This window comes from Janthinobacterium sp. EB271-G4-3-2, from assembly GCF_020858035.1.
In the GTDB taxonomy this organism is placed as follows: Bacteria; Pseudomonadota; Gammaproteobacteria; order Burkholderiales; family Burkholderiaceae_D; genus Janthinobacterium; species Janthinobacterium aestuarii.
The window spans coordinates 215956-234193 of the sequence record NZ_JACYMG010000002.1 but is presented as its reverse complement, the minus strand read 5'-3'; the positions used below and the strand labels follow the sequence as shown (position 1 = coordinate 234193).

Annotated in this window: 29 protein-coding genes; 3 read left to right on the top strand and 26 right to left on the bottom strand. The window is 61.1% G+C overall.

Translation table 11 applies throughout. From position 1 onward, the window contains the following. Positions 1-66 precede the first annotated feature (66 nt). The 5 genes from IGS55_RS06085 to IGS55_RS06065 all read right to left on the bottom strand — a co-directional run bounded on the left by IGS55_RS06085 (position 67) and on the right by IGS55_RS06065 (position 1498). Entirely contained in the window at positions 67-468 is a 402-nt protein-coding gene (locus IGS55_RS06085) for a hypothetical protein (protein ID WP_230515494.1), read from the bottom strand. A gap of 121 nt (positions 469-589) precedes the next feature. After that, positions 590-853, bottom strand: a complete 264-nt coding sequence (locus IGS55_RS06080; RefSeq protein ID WP_176382421.1) for an ogr/Delta-like zinc finger family protein — start codon at positions 851-853, stop codon at positions 590-592. After that, entirely contained in the window at positions 850-1038 is a 189-nt protein-coding gene (locus IGS55_RS06075) for a hypothetical protein (RefSeq protein ID WP_086138170.1), read from the bottom strand. Before IGS55_RS06075 ends, IGS55_RS06080 begins: the two co-directional genes overlap by 4 nt. Before the next feature lie 48 nt (positions 1039-1086). Further along, entirely contained in the window at positions 1087-1284 is a 198-nt protein-coding gene (locus tag IGS55_RS06070) for a hypothetical protein (RefSeq protein ID WP_071322622.1), read from the bottom strand. A 10-nt stretch (positions 1285-1294) separates the two neighbouring features. Then, positions 1295-1498, bottom strand: coding sequence for a hypothetical protein (locus IGS55_RS06065; protein WP_086144177.1), 204 nt, complete (start codon positions 1496-1498; stop codon positions 1295-1297). A gap of 81 nt (positions 1499-1579) precedes the next feature. On the opposite strand from IGS55_RS06065, the gene IGS55_RS06060 reads away from it, so the two are divergent. From IGS55_RS06060 to IGS55_RS06050, 3 genes are all read left to right on the top strand, one after another. Then, a complete protein-coding gene (locus IGS55_RS06060; RefSeq protein ID WP_230515493.1) occupies positions 1580-2023 on the top strand; it encodes a helix-turn-helix domain-containing protein in 444 nt (147 codons plus the stop codon). Next, positions 2020-2427 carry a hypothetical protein gene (locus tag IGS55_RS06055; protein ID WP_230515492.1) on the top strand — a complete coding sequence of 136 codons (408 nt, stop codon included), beginning with the start codon at positions 2020-2022 and terminating at the stop codon, positions 2425-2427. The genes IGS55_RS06060 and IGS55_RS06055 overlap by 4 nt, the downstream gene beginning before the upstream one ends. Before the next feature lie 66 nt (positions 2428-2493). Then, positions 2494-3174: a hypothetical protein gene (locus IGS55_RS06050; RefSeq protein ID WP_230515491.1), complete on the top strand. Its 681-nt coding sequence runs from the start codon at positions 2494-2496 to the stop codon at positions 3172-3174. Positions 3175-3201: 27 nt separating this feature from the next. On the opposite strand, the gene IGS55_RS06045 is transcribed toward IGS55_RS06050, so the two are convergent. From IGS55_RS06045 to IGS55_RS05945, 21 genes are all read right to left on the bottom strand, one after another. Beyond that, positions 3202-4446, bottom strand: a complete 1245-nt coding sequence (locus tag IGS55_RS06045) for a contractile injection system protein, VgrG/Pvc8 family (RefSeq protein WP_230515490.1) — start codon at positions 4444-4446, stop codon at positions 3202-3204. Beyond that, complete coding sequence (locus IGS55_RS06040) at positions 4443-5051, bottom strand: phage tail protein (RefSeq protein ID WP_046682352.1); 609 nt, start codon at positions 5049-5051, stop codon at positions 4443-4445. The genes IGS55_RS06045 and IGS55_RS06040 overlap by 4 nt, the downstream gene beginning before the upstream one ends. A 15-nt stretch (positions 5052-5066) precedes the next feature. Next, a complete protein-coding gene (locus IGS55_RS06035; RefSeq protein WP_230515489.1) occupies positions 5067-7937 on the bottom strand; it encodes a phage tail tape measure protein in 2871 nt (956 codons plus the stop codon). Further along, positions 7938-8051, bottom strand: coding sequence for a GpE family phage tail protein (locus IGS55_RS06030; RefSeq protein ID WP_071650284.1), 114 nt, complete (start codon positions 8049-8051; stop codon positions 7938-7940). An 8-nt stretch (positions 8052-8059) separates the two neighbouring features. Then, complete coding sequence (locus IGS55_RS06025) at positions 8060-8368, bottom strand: phage tail assembly protein (protein ID WP_230515488.1); 309 nt, start codon at positions 8366-8368, stop codon at positions 8060-8062. A 36-nt stretch (positions 8369-8404) separates the two neighbouring features. After that, complete coding sequence (locus IGS55_RS06020) at positions 8405-8914, bottom strand: phage major tail tube protein (protein WP_230515487.1); 510 nt, start codon at positions 8912-8914, stop codon at positions 8405-8407. Between the two features lie 60 nt (positions 8915-8974). Beyond that, positions 8975-10150: a phage tail sheath protein gene (locus IGS55_RS06015; protein ID WP_230515486.1), complete on the bottom strand. Its 1176-nt coding sequence runs from the start codon at positions 10148-10150 to the stop codon at positions 8975-8977. Positions 10151-10221: 71 nt separating this feature from the next. After that, positions 10222-10701 (bottom strand): hypothetical protein, encoded by a 480-nt coding sequence (locus tag IGS55_RS06010; RefSeq protein WP_230515485.1) that lies wholly within the window; start codon positions 10699-10701, stop codon positions 10222-10224. Continuing rightward, complete coding sequence (locus IGS55_RS06005) at positions 10701-11597, bottom strand: phage tail protein (protein ID WP_230515484.1); 897 nt, start codon at positions 11595-11597, stop codon at positions 10701-10703. The genes IGS55_RS06010 and IGS55_RS06005 overlap by 1 nt, the downstream gene beginning before the upstream one ends. Further along, on the bottom strand, positions 11594-12214 hold the full coding sequence (locus tag IGS55_RS06000) for a phage tail protein I (protein WP_230515483.1): 621 nt from the start codon (positions 12212-12214) through the stop codon (positions 11594-11596). The genes IGS55_RS06005 and IGS55_RS06000 overlap by 4 nt, the downstream gene beginning before the upstream one ends. Then, positions 12207-13118, bottom strand: a complete 912-nt coding sequence (locus tag IGS55_RS05995) for a baseplate assembly protein (protein WP_230515482.1) — start codon at positions 13116-13118, stop codon at positions 12207-12209. The genes IGS55_RS06000 and IGS55_RS05995 overlap by 8 nt, the downstream gene beginning before the upstream one ends. After that, positions 13115-13459 carry a GPW/gp25 family protein gene (locus tag IGS55_RS05990; RefSeq protein ID WP_230515481.1) on the bottom strand — a complete coding sequence of 115 codons (345 nt, stop codon included), beginning with the start codon at positions 13457-13459 and terminating at the stop codon, positions 13115-13117. The genes IGS55_RS05995 and IGS55_RS05990 overlap by 4 nt, the downstream gene beginning before the upstream one ends. Beyond that, positions 13456-14118 carry a phage baseplate assembly protein V gene (locus IGS55_RS05985; RefSeq protein ID WP_230515480.1) on the bottom strand — a complete coding sequence of 221 codons (663 nt, stop codon included), beginning with the start codon at positions 14116-14118 and terminating at the stop codon, positions 13456-13458. The genes IGS55_RS05990 and IGS55_RS05985 overlap by 4 nt, the downstream gene beginning before the upstream one ends. A gap of 151 nt (positions 14119-14269) precedes the next feature. Beyond that, positions 14270-14938 carry a hypothetical protein gene (locus tag IGS55_RS05980; protein ID WP_230515479.1) on the bottom strand — a complete coding sequence of 223 codons (669 nt, stop codon included), beginning with the start codon at positions 14936-14938 and terminating at the stop codon, positions 14270-14272. Positions 14939-15023: 85 nt separating this feature from the next. Then, positions 15024-15497, bottom strand: coding sequence for a phage virion morphogenesis protein (locus tag IGS55_RS05975; protein WP_230515478.1), 474 nt, complete (start codon positions 15495-15497; stop codon positions 15024-15026). Continuing rightward, positions 15494-15982 carry a phage tail protein gene (locus IGS55_RS05970; RefSeq protein WP_230515477.1) on the bottom strand — a complete coding sequence of 163 codons (489 nt, stop codon included), beginning with the start codon at positions 15980-15982 and terminating at the stop codon, positions 15494-15496. Before IGS55_RS05970 ends, IGS55_RS05975 begins: the two co-directional genes overlap by 4 nt. After that, entirely contained in the window at positions 15966-16478 is a 513-nt protein-coding gene (locus IGS55_RS05965) for a lysis system i-spanin subunit Rz (RefSeq protein WP_230515476.1), read from the bottom strand. Before IGS55_RS05965 ends, IGS55_RS05970 begins: the two co-directional genes overlap by 17 nt. Beyond that, on the bottom strand, positions 16475-17032 hold the full coding sequence (locus IGS55_RS05960) for a glycoside hydrolase family 108 protein (protein ID WP_230515475.1): 558 nt from the start codon (positions 17030-17032) through the stop codon (positions 16475-16477). The genes IGS55_RS05965 and IGS55_RS05960 overlap by 4 nt, the downstream gene beginning before the upstream one ends. Next, positions 17032-17403 (bottom strand): hypothetical protein, encoded by a 372-nt coding sequence (locus IGS55_RS05955; RefSeq protein WP_230515474.1) that lies wholly within the window; start codon positions 17401-17403, stop codon positions 17032-17034. The genes IGS55_RS05960 and IGS55_RS05955 overlap by 1 nt, the downstream gene beginning before the upstream one ends. A 64-nt stretch (positions 17404-17467) precedes the next feature. Further along, complete coding sequence (locus IGS55_RS05950) at positions 17468-17677, bottom strand: tail protein X (protein ID WP_230515473.1); 210 nt, start codon at positions 17675-17677, stop codon at positions 17468-17470. After that, positions 17677-18180: a head completion/stabilization protein gene (locus IGS55_RS05945; RefSeq protein ID WP_230515472.1), complete on the bottom strand. Its 504-nt coding sequence runs from the start codon at positions 18178-18180 to the stop codon at positions 17677-17679. Before IGS55_RS05945 ends, IGS55_RS05950 begins: the two co-directional genes overlap by 1 nt. Positions 18181-18238: the final 58 nt, after the last annotated feature.

The following is an 18238-nucleotide window of genomic DNA, read 5'->3' as shown; positions in this document are numbered from 1 at the left end:
CGTCAGGGGTAATGACTATCAGGAGCGACAGCAGCCAGATGCTGCAGGTTTTTGCCACGCGCTGCATTAGCGTGCCCCTGCCTTGAGAAAATGTTCTGCCCAATACGGGAGCGTGTGCGATGTGCCGCAGCAGTGCCGGGAACCCGCTTCAGAGGCGAAAATGTAATTCACCTCGATGGGCAGCTTGCCGACCAGGGCGCGCTGCTTGGCTGGTGCGAAAAATCCGTCGCGCTCCAGTGCCTGCGCATCGCTGACGATGAAGGTGAGATTGGCAGCGCCGTAGGCGTGATAGGTCTTGGCAATCTCATGGATACGGGCGGTTAGCGCCGCGATGCCGATGCCCGCGCTGGCTTGCAAGAGGAAACACGTTGGTGCCACGGGGACAATACAATTTTGCAAGGTCGGGCGGATCGTGCTTGATGCCATGGATTTGTCGGCGTGACGGGTGGCGTGCAGCGTGGTTTCCATCGGTTTTCCTTATTTCAGGTTGAACGAATCCCGCACGCTCAAAAGGGAGCGCTGCAGGGCACAGCAAAAGAGGGGGAGTTACGGCGGCCGGGCTACGGCGGCGCGAGGATCGGGATAGTCATCAGCAGCCCGCAGTCAGGTCCAGGGCCAGCTGGCTGGTGGCCGCAGTACGTGCATGCTGGGACATCGGGATGCGGATATCGGCCTTGGGCATGGCGGACAGCGAGAGGGTGCGCAGCACTTCCAGGCCTGCCACGAAGGAGTGCCCGCAGTCGGGGTTCTGGCACATGTAGGTGATTTCCTTGAACATGGCGGACATCGTGCGGCTTTTGACGGCGCGGACGGTGTATTCGCAATGCGGGCAGGGCAGGCCGATGACTCTCATTTCAGCTTTCTTTCCACTTGATACAGGGCGCGACCGCGACCTGTCATGTTTTTCGACTGCTTGCGTAAGCGCGACTTGACGAGCCATTCGGCCGCCTGCTCGATACTTGCCAGCCCTTGCCGTTGACGAACGACTTCCAGCGCTGCAAGTTCTTCGTCGTTGATATGAATTTCGTGATCGGGCATTTTCGGCAGCTTTTCAGTTACTCAAAAGTTACTATTCAGGGACTCGGTTTAAGCGCTGCGACGCTGTACGCTGTCGATGTCGTCAGCAGCAATGGCGGCAAGGGCTTCACGCATGACGATCTGGCGTACAAGTACCGCGATTTCTTCGCCTTGGTAATTGGCGATAGAGGAAACGAGCTGGTGCTCGTAATCGTCCAGGCGCAGCATGACTTTATGGCTGCGGATACGTTTTGCATCGGGATACATGACGTTGTCCTTAGTGGGTGGTTTGGGTAGCGAGTTCGCGCTTATAGTCGGCGAGGCCGCGCAAGATCAGGAAGCGTAAGAACCAGGCACGGGACCGTTGTTGCGCAGCGGCAAAGGATTCAACTTCCAGCACCTCATCAGGCGCCAGACGGACGCCTAGAGGCTGCGAAGTGGCGCCCTTGGGAGTGCGCCCGATTTTGGATACGTTTTTCATAATGTTATGATGTGTAATCGCTACAGGATGGCGTAACTATAGTGTACGAATGTACACCTGTCAATGAGATTTAGTGAAAATATGAGCACCATCGGCGAAGCATTGAAGGCGGAGCGCCTCCGCTTGGGCATGAATCAAGAAGATTTTGGCGCTGCAGGTGGCGTGAAAAAACGTACTCAAATATCGTACGAGCAGGATGAGCGGTCTCCAGACGCCGTTTATCTACGGGCTATATCCGCTATTGGTGTTGATGTCCAATTTATCCTTACTGGCGATCAGGCAGCGGCATCGTTGACGGACGACGAAAAGGAATTGCTGTCTGGCTATCGTGGTTTAGATATTCGCGGCAAGGCGGGAGTATTAGGGATGATTGACGGTATGACCGCAGCTCCTGCGACCAAGCCGGCGCAGCAAAAGCCGGACACTGCCACCCCCACTGTAATTTTCCACGGTAAAGTCGGCCAGCAAGTAACTGGTGATGTAACGGGGAAGCAGACATTCAACGTGGGCACAAAGAGAAAATGAATGCTATTTTAATATCGTTGCTTTTGGCCGCATTGCCAATTTCATCTTCTTACGCAAACGAGTCTACCGCCGACCAAAAAAAAATCAAATTGGCCTTAGTCCGCATTCCGGTGACGGATAAAGACCTCGGCTATAAAGATCTTAGTGTGCGCCTCCCGAAAGTTGGCATGGCCGTGGAGTTTCTTAAGATAACGAAGGTCGCTAAAGGCGAAGACGAACCGCCGCATATCCTTGCCGGGGATGAAATTATAGACATTTTCCTAAGTGAGCCGAACCAGATTGTGAAAGCCATTTGCCCAATCAGCGGCGGCCAAGCCTCGTATGTCATACGCGGCAAGAAAATCATTCCGCAGACGCGCACTGCCTACTGGCTGATGACCAACAAGTGCGATTACAAGGGCTAGACCGACTGAGTATCCTTTAGTCGATGAACGTAGATTAGTTTTGGTTGTGGAAAGTAAAGTTAGCAGATGTCTGAAAAATTTGAATTCAAGCGCGAAGTAGGGCAAGCGGTTCTTGGAAACGTGAATGAGGCGCCGCGCTTGAGCAACGTAGTCACGCTACATGTTGGTGACAAAGAAAAAGAGGTTGAGCTGATTACCTCCTATCAGCGTTCAAACATCAAATTGCTGGTGGACAGGCTTGCCAGCCTAATTGGCGATGAGGACGTAAAGATATATCGAGGACTGATTACCGATTACGGCCTCCAAAGATTTAAAGAGCTTCCTAGAAGTAAGTATCAAGAAGTGAAAACTACTCTAGAGGACAGAATTGAAGAGGCTGGAAAGCCCCTTGTTGATGCTCCGAACTCTGCCGTAAAACCTCCCCAAACTACAGCTCATCATGTGCACACTGCGCTTCCCTGCATCGCGTGTGCTGAAAAAACGATGAGTTTTTTACGTCTGCAACGCGCCGCTCGCTTGCAACTCGCGGCCCTGATTGCATGCCTGACTGCTTGTGGCTGGCTACTTTACAAAGTTCAAGCACCTGCTGATCACGATGTTAATCAGGCAAAAGACGGGAAATGCTACATTGCCGGAAAGGCTTACACCGCCGGGCATATTGAGCGATCACGCGGCAAAGCAATGGAATGTGTCGGCGCTGTAGGTGATATGCCAGCTATGTGGCTGGACGCAAATCGAGGACAATAAGCCAGTGCTGAAGAGTGCCTGCAGCGCCTATTGAGCGCTGGCCGTGTCCTCTCTGTTTTCACGAATGATTTCTCGGACCTCTTCGATGTGCCTCCACGCGTGCAGCGCTGCCCGCTTGGCGGCCTGCTTGCTTTTGTAAAGATGCTCCAGCGTCTTGAGCGTGCCCGTGGCGCCGGCCTGTTCCTGCCCTGCCTTTTTCTTCTTCGCCGCCACGTCTTTCCACTTGGCCAGCACGCCCGTGATGCCTTCGTCCGGGTCTTTCTCTTCCTCGCGTTCGGCCTCGACTGCTTCCGTTTTCGTTTCAAACTCCACGCGCGTGGTAAAGCCATTGCCACCGAGGCTGTGCGTGACCTTGACCGATAGCCACTCGGTGGCGTCGATCTCGGGCTTGAAGCCTTGCACGGTGACGGGCGATTGCGGGAACACGGCCGGATTGCCCAAGGCCAGGCTCATTTCGAAGGTGGCCAGGCCGCGCAGGATGCGCTGCCATTCGGCCACGGCCGCCGCGCGCGCGTCTGCCTCGTTGGCAAAGGTGGTGCGCAGGCGCTTGCTGTTGCCGGGCACGCCGGCCACCACGCTGCGGCGGCGCGCGTAGCGCTCGTCATGCCAGAAGGCACGCACGCCCGTGTAGGCGTCGCTTTCGGCGCTGTGGTAGCGGTGGCCGTCGCCCAGGGCGCGCGTGATGGGAATGACGGGCAGCGCCTTGCCGCTGGCGGTGCGGCTCTGGTTGATGGGGATGAAGAGCAGGGTGTCATTCTTGACGGTGGCCACCGCATCGTATTTCCTGCCCAGCCGGCGCAGGAAGGCCGCATCGCTCTCGTGTGTCTGGTCGATGTGCTCGATGGCGGTATCGCGCAGGCGCGCGGACACGCTAGAGGCCAGCTCGTTGCGAAAGGCAATCGCCTCGATGATGGCGCCCAGGGTGGTCTTGTGAAAGCTGTGTTCCTGCTGCTGTTTAAACGTGTCGATCAGGTTGGCCGACCTGGCGCGCAGGGTGATGGTGTCGGGCGCGCCGCTGTGCTCCACCTCGTCCACCGTGAACTTGCCCATATCCACCAGGCCGCTGGCTTGCCAGCCCAGCGCCAGGGCGATCTGCGCGCCGCGCGGCGGCAGGGCCAGCTTGCCGTCGCTGTCGTCCAGTGCAATGTCGAGCTGGTCGCTCTCGTCGCCACGGCACAGGGGCAACGTCAGATTGATCAGCCGCGGCGAGACAATGGCCGTCAAATCCTTGTCCTCGATGCTGACCTTGAAGGCGGGGATGTGCTCGCTCATTTGAATTTGTCCGCCGCGCTGCCGATGGCGCCGCTGATGCTGCCACCGATCTTGTCTTTCATCTCGCTCACCACGCCGCCATATTTCGAGGTGATGCCGCCGACCACATTGCCCACCACGCTGCCCACGGCATTCTTGGCCGCGCCGGCGATGCTGCTGGTCATGCCGTCGATGCTGAGCATGTTTTTCAGGTCGCCGATGTCGCCCAGGCCCACCATGGCCAGCACGCCGTCGTCGTCGCGCTTGAGTGCAATCGAGAATTCGACGCGGCGTGCGCCGCCGCTGCCGTCCAGGATAGTGCGGCCTTCGGTCATGCTGGTGATGCGGTAGGAGCCGAGAATGCGGCCCGTGCCCTGGATCAGTATCCAAGATTTGCCGGTGTCGGCCATCATGCGCAGCGCATCGAGCGAGTACAGGGAGCCGGTTAGTTCCGGCGCCACCCAGCCGGACAGGGTGATGGTGTCATCGCCTGGCCCCACGTACTGGTGCGCGTCGCGCAGGCCCACGCGGGCCGTGCTGGCGTGCTTCCATTCCGTTTGCCGCTGCAGCTCGTGATAGGCGAGGGTGGGCAGACTAAACACGAACATTCCTAAAATCATCATCATGGTGGTGTTTCTTTCTTAATCGTGGTCGCGCAGGGACGAGCGGATGCGTGCCGCTTTTTCGCGGTCGCGTTGATCGAGCGCCACGCTCACGGCGCGCGCGATGGCCTGGGGATCGGTGCCGGCCTGCACGTGGAAGGTGATTTCGATCTTGTCGCCCTGGATCGTCATGCCGGCGCCGAACCCGCCCTGGGACAGCGGGGCGCGCGTATCGAAGGCGCTGGCCGGCAGGGCGGTGGCCGTGCCGATGGCGATGCCGGCGCCCAGTTGCGTCAGGCGCTGCGCCAGGCCGGATACCTTGGCAATTGGCGCGCCCTCGCTGCGGTCCAGGCCCACGGCCAGGCCTTGCATGGTGTAGTCGCCGAGCTGGGCAAACACGCGGCTCGGGCTGTGGATGCCCAGCTTTTCCTTGAACCAGGCAATCGTGCTGGAACCGGCATTGCTGATGGCGTCCTTGACGGCGCCCATGGAACCCGTGATGCCGTTGACCAGGCCGCGCAGGATGTTGGCGCCGAACTCGGTGAACTGGGCCGGCAGCTTGATGCCGAACCAGCTCAATACGCCCGCGAACGCCTGGTAAAAAACGCCGACGGGCGACCAGTTGATAATCAGGGCCGTGATGCTGCCCATGCCCCCGGCACAGACCGTGCGCAGGCGCGCCCAGATGTCGGCAAAGAAGGCGGAAATAGGCGCCCAGGATGCGGTAACGCGCTGCAGGATGCTGGCGCCAAACTCGCTGAATTTGGCCGGCAACGCGATGCCGAACCAGCCCAGCACGCCCGCGAAGGCGCGATAAAACAGACCCAGCGGCGACCAGTTGACGATCAGGCTGCTGACGCCGCCTATGCCGCCGGCAAAGGCGGTCTTGACGTGCGACCAGATGCCGCTGAAAAACGCCTTGATCGGCTCCCAGTATTTGTAGATCAGGTAAGCGGCGCCGGCGATGGCCGTCACGGCCAGGCCAATCGGGTTGAGCATGAAGGCGCGGCCTAGCCAAAGCACTGCTCGGCCCGCCCACATGAAGGCGCCGCCCAGGCCGCGCAGGATGGGTGTGAGCACGCCGCCCGTCACGCCCATTTTGGCGAACATGACGTGCAGCATCGCGTACGGGCCGATCAGGGCGGCGATGCCCAGCATCAGCGGGCCGAGCACCAGCAGCAGGCCGGCCAGCACGGCAAAGGCGGTAATCATGACCTTGGCCACGGTCGGGTTGCGCTCCATGAAACCGTTCAGGCGCGTGACGGCGGAAATCGCCATTTCCAGCCCCTGCGCGTACAGCGGCAGGATTTTCTCGCCCATGGTGAGTTTCAAGTTGGCCAGCTTGGCTTGCGCTTCCAGTTCCTTGCCGGCGGCCGTGTCGCGGCCCAGCTTTTCCAGTCGGCCGATATCGGCGGCTCCCCGGTTGAGCTTTTCATTCTTGTGGATCTGCACGCGCTGCAGGTACATCTGCGAATACAGGTTCGACGCGGTGCGGTTCGAAAAGATGCTGCCGATGGCATCGAGCACCTGTTTCTTTTCCGTGATGCCCTTCTTGGCCAGTTGCGGCAACAGCACCTTTTCCATCCATTCGAACTGATTTTCGCGGAACAGCTCGGAACCCAGCAGCGCGCCAGGATTGAGGAAGGAAAGTTGTCCCGCTTTATCGTGCGTGACCTTGCTCTTGTCGCCGATCAAGCCAAATTCTTCCAGTTTCTTGGCCGAGCGTTTGGTAGTGCGGCCCTGGTACAAGTTCTGGTAGGCGCTCATCAGGGACGTGCCGACGCGATTGCCGCTCATTTCCTGCACCAGCGGTTCCATCTGGTAGTAGAAGGCGTCATCTTTCAGACCCTTGGCCGCGATGCCACCCGTTTTGATCATGTTCAGCCATTCATTCGGGCCGACGCGCCCGCCCGTGGCGGTGATGACCTGCTGCACGATGTTGGCCTGGGCTTCGAACTTTTCCTTGCTCTCCAGGCCGCCGCGCAGCTCGATGACCTTGAGCATGTCCATGAACTTGCGTTCGTTGTCGGCCCCCTCGGCCTCGCCGAAGAAGGCGTGGTTGGCAAACTTCATCTTGGCCAGGGTAGGGGCGACCATTTCCGCATGGTGCACGTCGGCAAAGGCGCTCATGCCGTCGCGCATCAATTGCAGGTTGTCGAGCTGGCTGGTGCCGTAGGTCTTCATGTTGCGCGCAAAGGCGACGGCCTCGGCTGATACCTTGTCGCCCAGGCCCAGCGCGTTGACCCTGCCCACTTCCGTTTGATAGTGCTTGGCCTCGTTCAGCCCCTTGACGACGGGCGCACCGATGACGGCGCCCGTGGCGGTCGCGCCAGCACCGGCCATGGCCAGGTTGCCCGCCTTGTTGCGCAGCTTGTCGGCATGCTGGGTGGCATTGGCCACGCGCTGCTGCTTGGCGGCCGCATTGGCCAGCTTCTGCTGCTGCAGCGTCATGGTTTTGTTGGTGGCCTCGATTTCGCGGCGCAAGGTGCGCTCGTGGTTGGCCAAGTCTTTGGTGCCGATGCCGGCGCCCGCCAGGCGCTCGCGCATGACCTGCAGTTGCTGCGCCTGCTGCTGGCCGGCCGTCTTCAAGGCGCCGGCCGCTTTGACGGCGGCGTTCAACTCGCGCGTCATGGCGCGCGTGGGTGCTTCCGTCTGTTTCATCTTCGTGGCCAGGCTGGCCACCTTCTGCTGCGCCGCTTCCAGCTTGGTGCGAGTGGCGTCCAGGCCGCCGTGCAGCTCGCGGAATTTGCCGATGTTCTTTTGCTGGGCGTTCAGCTCGCGCAAGCGGTCGCTGGTCGCCTTCAAGGCTTTGGCCGTGTCGCTAGAGCCGCCCATGATTTTTTTCAGCGGGCCGGTAATCTTGTCCAGTGCCGCAAATACCACCTGTAGTTTCAGATCCCGACCAGCCATCTATTCCGCTCCGCTTCGTTGCCGGGCGCGTTCGCGCCAGGCCATCAGTTCATCAATCGTAAAGCCGTCCATCGCGGCCGGCGTCCAGTGGAAGACGCCGGCGATGTCGGCCATGGCGTCTTCTACTTCGCCGGGGATACCGAAAGGCGATCTGCTTTGCTCGCCAAAAAACCGGCAACCTCGGCACCCACGGCCAAGAGGTCGGCCGGGTCCATGTTGGCGATGTCGTGTGCGGTCAGGGTCGGTTCGGTAATGCGCGGCAGCACGATCTGCAGGGCCGACACGTTCAGGTTGGCCAGCTCGATCAGGGAAATGCCGCGCAGGGCGCCCGCCTTGGGCTTGCGCACGGTCAGCGAGGTGATGAAGGTGTCGCCGCGCTTGATCGGCTCGTCCAGTTCGATGACGGATTGGTTTTGGGTATCGTTGTGCATGGTGTGGTCCTTGTGGTGATGTGATTAAAAAGGGGATTACAGGCCGATGGCCTTGCGGATGGCCGCATTGGTGTCGCCGCCGCCGAAGTTCTCGGTGCCGCTCATGAAGTCCAGTTCGATGACGGTGGCGCCGTCGATCAGCAGCTTGTAATAGCTGCAGGCCATCGTGTATTTATGGGTGGTGTCGTCGCCCATCTTGGCCGTGCCCATGTCGATTTCCTTGTAACGGCCGCGCACGACGACCTCGACAGCGGCGACTGTGCCGTCATCGTCTTCCTGGTAGGCGCCGGCAAAGCGCAGTTGCACGGCGCCGTGCGAGTGGGCGCCGTATTGCTTCAAGGCGTCGGCGATCAGGCCGCCAGCGCTCCATTCCAGCGACAGTGCTTCATTGCCGAAGTCGACGGACACGGGGCCGCTCATGCCGCCGGCGCGGTACTCCTCCATCTTGCGGCTGAGTTTTGGCAGGGTGACTTCGGGCACCATGCCCAGGAAGGACACGCCGTTTTGAAACAGGTTGAAATTTTTCAGTTTGCGGGGCAGGCCCATAGCGTTCTCCGTTGTTCAGTTGCGCCCGCGTGGGCGCGGGCAGGGTGGTGCTGATGATGGTTAGGCGGCGATGCGCGAGGCGAAGTCGGCCAGGTAGCGGTCGGTGATGCGCTGCTGGAAGCGCAGGTTTTCCAGCGGCGGCACGGGCGTGTAGTCGTAGTCGATGGCCAGCTTGCCCGCCTTCAAGGTGTCCTTGTCGTTGTACTGCTCGTCATACCAGGCGTGGCCGTCGATGATGTAGCCCTGCAATTTCAGGTCGCGGAACTTGGCGTTGATGCTTTCCAACATGTCGCGCACCAGCGACGGGTGCAAGGGCAGGTCGACAAAGGTGAAATGTGCCTCGGCGATGGTGTCGGCCAGCACCTGGGCCGTGCGCGTGTAGTTCTCGAAATAGAAGAAGCCGCCCGGCGCCTCGCAGGTGCGCGAACCCCAGAATCGGTAGCCGCCCATGTTAATCAGGGTGGTCACTTCCTTGGCGTTGAGCACGCCGGCGTCGGTGGCCGGGTCTTGCAGGTCGAAAAATACGTCCTGGGTTAAGCCGGTCGGGCCGTTGATGACGACGTTCGACAGCGTCTTGTGCCAGCCCGTTTCCTCGTCGATCTTGGCGCGCAGGCCCATGGCGTACGCCACGGCGGAAATGCTCGCCTCCTCATCGATGGCGGTATCCCAGTTCACAAAATCGGGCCAGATAATCATGACCTCGCGCTGGCCGAACTGGCCGCGATAGGTGGTGGCGGCCACCACGTTGCTGCAGCCATACGCGGAGGCGTACACGAAGGCGCGCAGTTGCTGCGCCACGCTGGCCAGGGCGTTGGTGACGGCCTTGGTGTCCAGGCCCGGCGCGCCCAGGATGCGCGGTTTGACGCCGAGTTTGCTTTGCGCGGCCAGCAAGGCTTTCACGCCCAGGTACTTGCCGTCCGGCGACACGCCGCCCACCACGTTGGTGGTGGTTTCCGCTTCCGTCTCGCCTGTGGCCACGCGCACCACGACGGTCAAGGGCTTGGTTTGCGCGGCGATGGCTTCCAGCGCGCGGTACAGGGTGCCGGTCTTGCCGGCCTTGCCCATGGCGGCCAGCACGTTGGTGACGAGCACGGGCGTGTCGAGCGGGAAAGCCGCCGGGTCGGCGTCGTCGGCTGTGGCGATCAGGCCCAGCACGGCCGTGGAGACAGTGCGGATGGGGCGCGAACCCTCGTTGATTTCAATGACGCGCACGCCATGGTGGTAGTCGGTGGCCATGTGGTTCTCCTTGGTAAATGTGAAAATGTCGGTTGGCGCTTCGGTGCCAGGGCATTCGCTGCCTGGCGCCGCTATAACTGGATGCCGGAAAAGGCCACCTGCATTTGCTCCGGCGCCGCAGCGACAATCGCCTGATAGGCTGCGCTGACCGCAGCGCGCAGCTGGTCGATGTCCGCTGCCGCAACGACTGCAGGGGCTTCGGTAATGTCCCGCAGCGCCCGGCGGGCCGCGTGGATGGCCATCACCATGTCGTTGTCACCTTCGTTCAAGGCGTCATAGCCGAGTCCGCACAGTCGATTCAGCAATTGCTCTCGCAAGATCCGCGTGGCATTCAAATGCGCCAGGACTTTGGCCTGAAACAGGGCGTCATCCTGATCTGGACGAACGGCCCACATGGCTGTCTCACGATCCCAGGATTCGTTTTCCTTGGGTGGGCGACTGCAATCGACCATGCCGGCCGCCAGCGCCTTGTCAATGAATGCCAGGGCCTCACGCTCAAAAGCACAGACGGCGGAAGTGGCGGGGTCAATTAGATAGCGCATTGTGTTCATCAGTACGTCTCCCGCCAGAATTGAAGTGTCGGAACGGTTAATTGCACGTTGTAGTTCCATTGATAGGTTTCACCTGGCAAAACGATGACGCTTGCCCTGGTGCCGTAGCCGCCGTTTGAATTGGAGATGTCGCCGTCGGCATGGACCTCCGCGCCGCCGTCCTTGACGAGCACCATTGCGTGAAACTGGCTGTTGGCAAGCTGAATGAAGCCGGCATTGATATGCATCACGCGGCCGGTGCTATTGGTATAGACCACATTGGGCAGGCGGCTGGCCGGCACGATGGTGTGGCGCCGCAGATCTATCGGCGCCTTGCCGGCGAGGGCTTCCTGCAGGCCGGTGACGCGGCTCATGGCCAACTGGGGGATGCGTGCGATGGAGAACACGCCGCTGACGACATCCGCCGCGTCGTGCTGGTGGCCAATTTTCGCTGCGTATTGTTCGACATAGCCCCGCGTCGCCAGCACGATGCTGGGGTCAATCTTCAGCTCGATGGCGGCCGTACTGGCGACGATCAGCACCACGCGCACCACTTGCGTGCGCGCGCTGCCTTCGGCCATGACGGGCTTGTAGCTGGGCGGGCAGTTGGCCACGGCGCACAGGTCGCCCGCCTCGTCGTAGAGGCCAATCTCGCGTATCCACCAGCCGCCCACCTCTTCGGGCAGCACCTGTTCGGCGATGATCTGGCTGGGGTTGGCCGGATCGATGGCCAGCTGATTCAGGTCGGCGCGGCGCACTTCGCGCACCAGCGCCTTTTGCATGCGGTCGGGGATCGGCAAGGCGCCGTTACCGTCGCCCACGCCCATTTTTTTCAGTTTCAGGGTTTGGCCCAGGGCGATGGCGTTGGCCAGCTTGGCCTCGCCCACCTGCGTCAGAATGGCAAAATATGTGCTCATGGATAGATGGTCATCGTGTCAATGGTATGGGATGCGCCGGCCTGCAATAGCGTGCCGCGCACTTCGATTTCTTCGGCGATCCACGGATAGACCGTCATCGCATCGCCGTGATAGGTACTCAAGCCGATCCGCACCTGGCCACGGGTTTCCAGATACAGCGCCAGGCCCGTCAGGTGTCTGCTGACGGGTTTGGCGTCGGCAATCAGGCGTTCCATTTCCTGAAACATGGCGTCCGTGATGCCTGTGTCCAGCACGCCGACGTCAAGGCGAAACGTGCCCGGCGTGCCCGGCGGCGTGGTTTGCCACCATTCGGTGATGCGGATCAAATAGCCCAGCGCCTCGACCACGCGGCGCACGGCGGCAATCGTGCCTTTGTGCTTGTGGATGAAATAGGACGCCTTGATGGTGCCGCGCTTGATCGACTCGGACCAGGCGTCATCCCAGCGGTCGACGGAACAGGCCCAGGCCAGAAACGGCAGCAGGGCGACCGGGCAGCGGTCGGCGTTCCACAGGTCGCGCAGCGGCACGGGCACGTTGACCAGCTCGGCGCAGGCCACGGCAATGGCGCGCTCCAGCGCCGTGGTGTTAGGCGGCAGGGTCGGCACGAGCTTATTCATCGAGCACCACCACATTCAAATGGATGGCGGTGCAGCGCGCGGCCTGGGTGGCGTCCAGCTCGATATCTGCCATGGGGCTGGTCAAGACGACCTTGCGCACGCCTTCGACGTGCACGGCGGCGCTGCAGGCGGAGCGATAAATGCTGTGGCCCAGCGGGCGGCGCGGCTGCGACACGCGCACGGCGTTGGCGCGCGCCGCGGCCAGCAGAATCGGCACTTCCGGCCCGACACCGATAAACAAGGTGGCCTCGATCTGGTAGTCGACGACCTGGGCCGCCTGCACGGTGAGGCGGTCGCCCAGGGGGCGCACTTCCTCGGCGTTGAGCGCGCGCGTCACGGTGCCCAAGAGCGCGGCATCGGCGATGCCGGTGTCGTTGTTGGCCAGCACCGTGACGGTGACGCTGGCCGGCGCGGGGCTGGTGGCGCTCGCGTCCTTGACGCGGCCATCGCTGCTGCGGGCGTGGAATTCGTAGGAGGCTTTCGGGCCGGCCACGGACAGGCCATCCGGCGCTTCCTGGATGCGCAGGCGGTAGGCGTCGTTGTCTTCCATGACGGCCGCCACGGGTGGCATGGCGTTGGGATTGGCCGGCGTGATGACCAGGCGCGCCACGTTGACGTTGGCGCCCAGCTGGTCCAGGTCGCCGTCGAGGGCAAAGGCCAGCATGACGGCCTTGCCGGCATCGTTGACGCGGTTGCGCAGGATGGTTTCCTGATACGCGTTCTCTTCCAGCAGCTTGGTGGCCGGCTCCGACTCCAGCTCCAGTAGGGCCGTGACGGCCGCGCGTTCGGCTTCCGGCAGCAGGCTGACCAGGTGCGTCTTGCGGCTGGCGAGGATGGCTTCGAAGTCCAGCACCTCGACGACGCTGGGTGCCGGCAGCTGGGTCAGGTCGATGGGCGTGCTCATACGACGCCCCCTTGCTTGATGGGCACGGATAGGGTGATACCCTGGCCATTCGCCGTACCATCGAGCAGCAGGGTGATGGCGCCGTCCGTGTCGCGCGTGAGCTGCACGCTGGCGAGCTGCAAACGCGGCTCCCAGCGGCGCAGGGCAAAGGCGGTGGCGGCGTAGATGCGCAATTGCGTCGCGCTGTTCAAGGGCTGGTCGATCAGCTCCGGCACTTCGGAACCATAGCGGCGGCGCCGGATGCGCGAACCCATGGGCGTGGTGAGGATATCGGCCACGGACTGGCGCAGGTGGTCCAGGCCCGTCAGGCTGCGCCCGGTGGCGGCGTGCATGCCCATCATGCTTGCGGCCCGCCCGACTGGTCGCCGCCGGCCTTGACGCCGCCGTGCGCATGCTTGGCCAGGCTGATGGCGCCGGCCAGCACGTCGTCGCTGGCTTTGACGGTGCCTTGCACGACCATGGCCACGCCGCCGGCGGCGCCCGCCTTGGCGTTTACGCCGCCGTTCAGGGTGGTGACGCCTTCCACGGTAGTGGATTGCTTGACGATCAGGTTTTTCATGACGGTCAGGTCGCCCGTGCAAATGGTGCTGGGCGCGTTCGATGTCACCTTGTCGGCCGTGACGGTGGCCGTGCCGCCGGGAAGGGTGGCCGTCAGGGCATGGGCCGCATGGTCGTACTGCACCACGGCGCCGTCGGAGTAGTGGGTGGTGTGGATGGTGGGATTGGATTCGGGCGCGTCAAATTCCTGTGAGTACAGCGCCGGCACGATGATGCCGCGCGTCAGGTCGCCGCCGGGGGAAAAGACGATCACCTGTTCGCCGATGGTGGGCGCTGACCAGGTGCGCGTGCTGCCGGCGCGCCGGGTGGCCCATTTCAGCCATTCGGTGGTGAGTGTCGGCCCGAGCCGCACGCGCGCCTTGGCTCCTTTGACCTCGGCGATGGTGCCCAGGCGGATCAGGTTTTGCAGCAAGCGGAGGAGGTCGGACAGGTCGGCGTTCATGCAGTGCATGTTGCCGAAGTCCGCGTGCGGATGCACGCGGGGGCGGGTTGATATTCCGCTTATTAACTATGGGGGCTGAGTATGCGGGTTTCGGAAAGATAGAAATCCATTGTGTTTTTATTTAATTTTAAGTTTTCAGAAAATGATAAAATTATTTTTTCATCCAATGGTCAAGGCCAAGAGGCATTACTTCTTCCTTCATTATTTTATCGCTAAGTAATTGTATTTTCTTTAAAACAACTTCCCTCATGCTTTCAACAACTTCCTTGAAGTCTATGCCTCCTTCTTTTGTAATAAATAAATCTGGTTGATATAATTCTCTATATAGTTGAGGATAAGTTTCCCCTTTTTTTATCCTAGGTAAGACGACCGCAATTCCTACACTTTCAAGATTTTTTGCCCCACTATGAGCAGCAAAATTATTTCGATAATTTAATAAGTCATCGTGTTTTAATCGGTATCTTTCTTCAACTTGCTTCCTTTCTAATTTGACTGGTCTACCTTCGCACCTGGTGAAACATTTACCATAAAATGTTAATGCCGCAACAAATAGTCCTTTAACAACATTATACATTTTTCTATCTTTTGCTAAGATATGGCCCTTAATCTCTATTTCGCTCGCACGCAAAGAATCGATCTCGGCTAACCAAACTCCAACGCTGCGAAGGTCTTTCTCAATCAATGCATATCCTGCGAGTTGTCGACTCAGCCTTGTATCAATAGGAACACGTTTGCAAGGTTTTCGATTATATGTATAAAAACGGTGTACTTTTCCAGATTCTGGCTCTACAACTTCTCGTACTTGAATGGTATTTTTCACTACTTTTCCCTTGGAAATCCTGAAATAGGTAGTATCGTTTTATGTTAAATAATAGTCAATGATGTACTTTAAAAATAAGTGATTTCTATTTTCTTAATTCTGACATGTGGAGCAACAATGATTCTATTATTAATGTTTTATCAAGTATATTCATGCCTAACAAGTGTCGTGCAGGATATGTATAACTCGTACCCCTCTTCGTGACTTTATCCGTCAGGCCATCTTGATGCACCCGCGCCACCCGCGCCACCCAGCCAAAGAACCCGACCTCGATCTGGTCGCCGGTTGCTTTCACTTTCAGGTGTTTGGCGGTGCGAATCCTGGCGAACATGGCCGCCTTCTGCCGCTTGATCCGTCCATTCTTGCCTTTGAATTCCTTGCGCCGCTTGCGCGCCGGATAGGCCGTACCATCCGGCCCCTGCTGGGCCTTGATGCGTTGCGCCTGGCTGCGGCGCAGGTCGATGGCCACCTTGTGGTTGATTGCGCGGCGCTGGGCTGGCTGCAGCTTGGCCAGCAGGGCGCCGGCCCAGGCTTCCAGCGCGTGCAGGTCGTCGCTCATGGCGTTGCCTCAGGCGTACGCCATTCGGCCAGCAGGGTGTCGCCGTCATACAGCTTCCAGAACTCGTCCGCGTAGGCGGGCATGTGCTGTATCTCGGCCAGGTGCTTGATGTCGAGGCGGCCCGCTTCGCCGGCCTTGACGGCGACGCGCTCGGTCAGGTCGAGCTTGATTGAAATGTCGACTGTTTTATGGTTGTTGAAATCCACCTCGAAGGCGATGCCGTGCTTGCGCGTTTCCTCGTTGGCCATCAGGTCGAGCTGGTGGACTTTGAGCCAGGCGATCAGGGCCACCATGATGGCGTCGGCGTCGCCCGCGTAGTCGGTGACGATCAGGTTGAGCTTGAAGCGGTATTCGAAGGACAGCGAGGCGGTGGCAGACGCCACCACGTTGCCCTCGTCGGCGAAGACCAGCAGGCGGTCGGGATCGCGCTGCAGATCGGGGATGGCAGCGGCCAGGTGCTGGCGCAGGCTATTCGGTTTGTACATTGTAGGTGTCGCGGATCTGGTTGTAGGCATCGATGCAGGCGTTCAGCTGGCGGGTGGCGTCGTCGCCGTCGCCGGCAATGGCGTCAAGAGCTGCCGCAGTCGCCGGGTCAAGTTCGGCGCGCGTTTGGTGCCGATCGCCTGCGGCAGCGGCGGAATCTGCGCTTGCGGCGCAGTGGCCGCTGGCGACGGGGATTGACAGGCGCACAGCGCCGCTGCGCACATCAAGATTAAAACGGTCACGCTCAGTTTTCGCATGGGTTTGCTCCTGGTTGAGGTGGTCGGCGCGCTGCGCCAGGGCGGCGCCGGCGGCGCGTTCCAGGGTGAGCACGCGGGCGGTGGCCTGGGCCAGCTCGGTGGCGGCGGTGGCCGCCTGGGTTGCCGCCGCCCGCTGCAGCGCGGCGATGGCTACATCCTTGCGCCAGCCCTGGGCCGTCCAGCCCGCGATGGCGCCGCACAGGAGAACAGCGGCCAGCGGGCGCCAGGTGCTGGTCGTCACATGGCCACCCGTTCCTTGATCCAGCCGAACAGGAAACGGCGCTGGCTCTTGTTGGCTTCCGTGATTTCCAGGTAGCGCGCCGCTTGCAGGCCATTCAAGGCGCGCAGCAGCACGGTGACGCCATCCTGGCCGCGCCATTTCAAAAAGGCAGCCAGCGCACCCAGCGACTGCGCGCCCAGGCGGCCGTCGACGAACAGGGCGGGGTAGCGCGTGCCCGTGTCATTAAAACCGTTCAACCAGCGCTGCAGGAACTCGGCCGCGCGGTGCGGGCCCATGTTCACGCCCGTGTCGATCAGTTCGGCGCCGATGCCGGCATGGATGGCCAGCACCTGGTCGAACTTCGGTTCCGTGATGTAGCGCGCCGTGTAGATGGCGCGCGCCACCGCCACGGGCAGCTCGCGCATCGGCCCCGCATAGCCGTTGGCGCGCGCCACGGCCACGGTGATGCCGAAGTTGGTTTCGCCGCCCGCATCAAGAGGGTCGTTCACATAGCCGCCTTCGGCGCGCAAGATGACGTCGATGACGCGTGCGATCAGTGTGTCGGTGGCGGCCATCAGTGTTCCTTTGCGTCTTTAACCAGCTCGGCGATGTCCTTGTCGCTGCGGCGCTGGAACCACAGGGCCACGGCGCGCGATACCCACCAGCCGGGCGCGCCGACGATCAGATCGATGGCGGAGGCGTTGACCATGGCGCCGATGGTGGGGAGCTGGGCGCACAGCAGCTGGTACACGGTGCCGCCCAGCAGGCACGAGAAGACGCCGGCACAGGCCAGGCGGGCGACGAACTCGCCCTTGTTGAAGGTGCCGTCGGCATTCAGCGGCGGCAGCACGATGTACAGCATGGCGGCGCCGACCATGCCCAGCGCCGCCTTGAAGCCGTACAGTTTGACCAGGGTGGCGAAACCACCAAACGATTCTGCGGACATTGCTTGATACTCCGGGGTGAAGTTAGATAGATTTTTCATGATGGATAAAGGGTGAACGCCAGGATCAGTCCCAAAGCTGCACGATGTCTGCCACCTGTCCCGTGCTGGGCGCCGGCTCGGGCAGGATGACGATCAGGCCGGCCGGCAGCACGGCGCCGTGGCGCGCCAGCGCGGGATTGATTTCCAGGGTGTGCTCGACGTATCCCGCGCCGTCGCCCAGGTAGCGCCACACCAGGGCGTCTACCGTGTCGTGCTGCTGTGTGCGCACCTGCATCAGATCAGTTCCACGGTCAGGTGCGTGCGCCCGACCATATCGGCGATGGCCCATTGCGCATTGCGCCGCTGCGCGCCGGGTGCTTCGTCGAGCCATTCCATGGTTTTCTTGTCGCTGACGGACGTGGCCGTGCTGTCGTAATCGCGGTAACGCTCGATCAGGTCGGCTTTCGCCGTGCTGTAGACGGCGCGCCGGTACTGCGCCAGCAAGCGCGATTCGCGGTTGATGCGCGCGGCCGGCACGTCCACCAGGGCGGCGATACCGGCAGCAGCCTGCTTGCCCTGCCAGTCGGCCAATTCGCGGTTGACCTGCAGGATGGCATCGACCACGGCTTGCACCAGGCGCGCGTCGGTGACGGTGCCATCCAGGCGCATGGCGTCGCGCATGTCGGTGAGCAGGATGTCGGGAAACCAGCCGTCGTTCTCGATGATGCCGGGGGCGGGCGCCGGCGGCGCCGGGGAGGTGCCGGGCGGGATGGATGGGGCCAGGGCCATGAAGGACATACGGGGCGCTTTCAAAATGGGGCGGTGGACGGGGTTCATCAGGTCAGCATCGTTGACT

Coding starts and splice junctions, on each gene's coding strand:
- IGS55_RS06080 (WP_176382421.1), bottom strand. CDS start 853: ATGAGAGTCATCGGCCTGCCCTGCCCGCATTGCGAATACACCGTCCGC.
- IGS55_RS05960 (WP_230515475.1), bottom strand. CDS start 17,032: ATGGCCGCCACCGACACACTGATCGCACGCGTCATCGACGTCATCTTG.
- IGS55_RS06000 (WP_230515483.1), bottom strand. CDS start 12,214: ATGAATAAGCTCGTGCCGACCCTGCCGCCTAACACCACGGCGCTGGAG.
- IGS55_RS06050 (WP_230515491.1), top strand. CDS start 2,494: ATGTCTGAAAAATTTGAATTCAAGCGCGAAGTAGGGCAAGCGGTTCTT.
- IGS55_RS05975 (WP_230515478.1), bottom strand. CDS start 15,497: ATGAGCGACGACCTGCACGCGCTGGAAGCCTGGGCCGGCGCCCTGCTG.
- IGS55_RS06015 (WP_230515486.1), bottom strand. CDS start 10,150: ATGGCCACCGACTACCACCATGGCGTGCGCGTCATTGAAATCAACGAG.
- IGS55_RS05955 (WP_230515474.1), bottom strand. CDS start 17,403: ATGTCCGCAGAATCGTTTGGTGGTTTCGCCACCCTGGTCAAACTGTAC.
- IGS55_RS06085 (WP_230515494.1), bottom strand. CDS start 468: ATGGAAACCACGCTGCACGCCACCCGTCACGCCGACAAATCCATGGCA.
- IGS55_RS05985 (WP_230515480.1), bottom strand. CDS start 14,118: ATGAACGCCGACCTGTCCGACCTCCTCCGCTTGCTGCAAAACCTGATC.
- IGS55_RS06020 (WP_230515487.1), bottom strand. CDS start 8,914: ATGGGCCTGCCCCGCAAACTGAAAAATTTCAACCTGTTTCAAAACGGC.
- IGS55_RS05950 (WP_230515473.1), bottom strand. CDS start 17,677: ATGCAGGTGCGCACACAGCAGCACGACACGGTAGACGCCCTGGTGTGG.
- IGS55_RS06055 (WP_230515492.1), top strand. CDS start 2,020: ATGAATGCTATTTTAATATCGTTGCTTTTGGCCGCATTGCCAATTTCA.
- IGS55_RS05990 (WP_230515481.1), bottom strand. CDS start 13,459: ATGATGGGCATGCACGCCGCCACCGGGCGCAGCCTGACGGGCCTGGAC.
- IGS55_RS06075 (WP_086138170.1), bottom strand. CDS start 1,038: ATGCCCGATCACGAAATTCATATCAACGACGAAGAACTTGCAGCGCTG.
- IGS55_RS05995 (WP_230515482.1), bottom strand. CDS start 13,118: ATGAGCACGCCCATCGACCTGACCCAGCTGCCGGCACCCAGCGTCGTC.
- IGS55_RS06040 (WP_046682352.1), bottom strand. CDS start 5,051: ATGATGATGATTTTAGGAATGTTCGTGTTTAGTCTGCCCACCCTCGCC.
- IGS55_RS06065 (WP_086144177.1), bottom strand. CDS start 1,498: ATGAAAAACGTATCCAAAATCGGGCGCACTCCCAAGGGCGCCACTTCG.
- IGS55_RS06070 (WP_071322622.1), bottom strand. CDS start 1,284: ATGTATCCCGATGCAAAACGTATCCGCAGCCATAAAGTCATGCTGCGC.
- IGS55_RS06045 (WP_230515490.1), bottom strand. CDS start 4,446: ATGAGCGAGCACATCCCCGCCTTCAAGGTCAGCATCGAGGACAAGGAT.
- IGS55_RS06005 (WP_230515484.1), bottom strand. CDS start 11,597: ATGAGCACATATTTTGCCATTCTGACGCAGGTGGGCGAGGCCAAGCTG.
- IGS55_RS06010 (WP_230515485.1), bottom strand. CDS start 10,701: ATGAACACAATGCGCTATCTAATTGACCCCGCCACTTCCGCCGTCTGT.
- IGS55_RS05970 (WP_230515477.1), bottom strand. CDS start 15,982: ATGTACAAACCGAATAGCCTGCGCCAGCACCTGGCCGCTGCCATCCCC.
- IGS55_RS06035 (WP_230515489.1), bottom strand. CDS start 7,937: ATGGCTGGTCGGGATCTGAAACTACAGGTGGTATTTGCGGCACTGGAC.
- IGS55_RS06030 (WP_071650284.1), bottom strand. CDS start 8,051: ATGGCCGACATCGCCGGCGTCTTCCACTGGACGCCGGCCGCGATGGAC.
- IGS55_RS05945 (WP_230515472.1), bottom strand. CDS start 18,180: ATGTCCTTCATGGCCCTGGCCCCATCCATCCCGCCCGGCACCTCCCCG.
- IGS55_RS06060 (WP_230515493.1), top strand. CDS start 1,580: ATGAGCACCATCGGCGAAGCATTGAAGGCGGAGCGCCTCCGCTTGGGC.
- IGS55_RS06025 (WP_230515488.1), bottom strand. CDS start 8,368: ATGCACAACGATACCCAAAACCAATCCGTCATCGAACTGGACGAGCCG.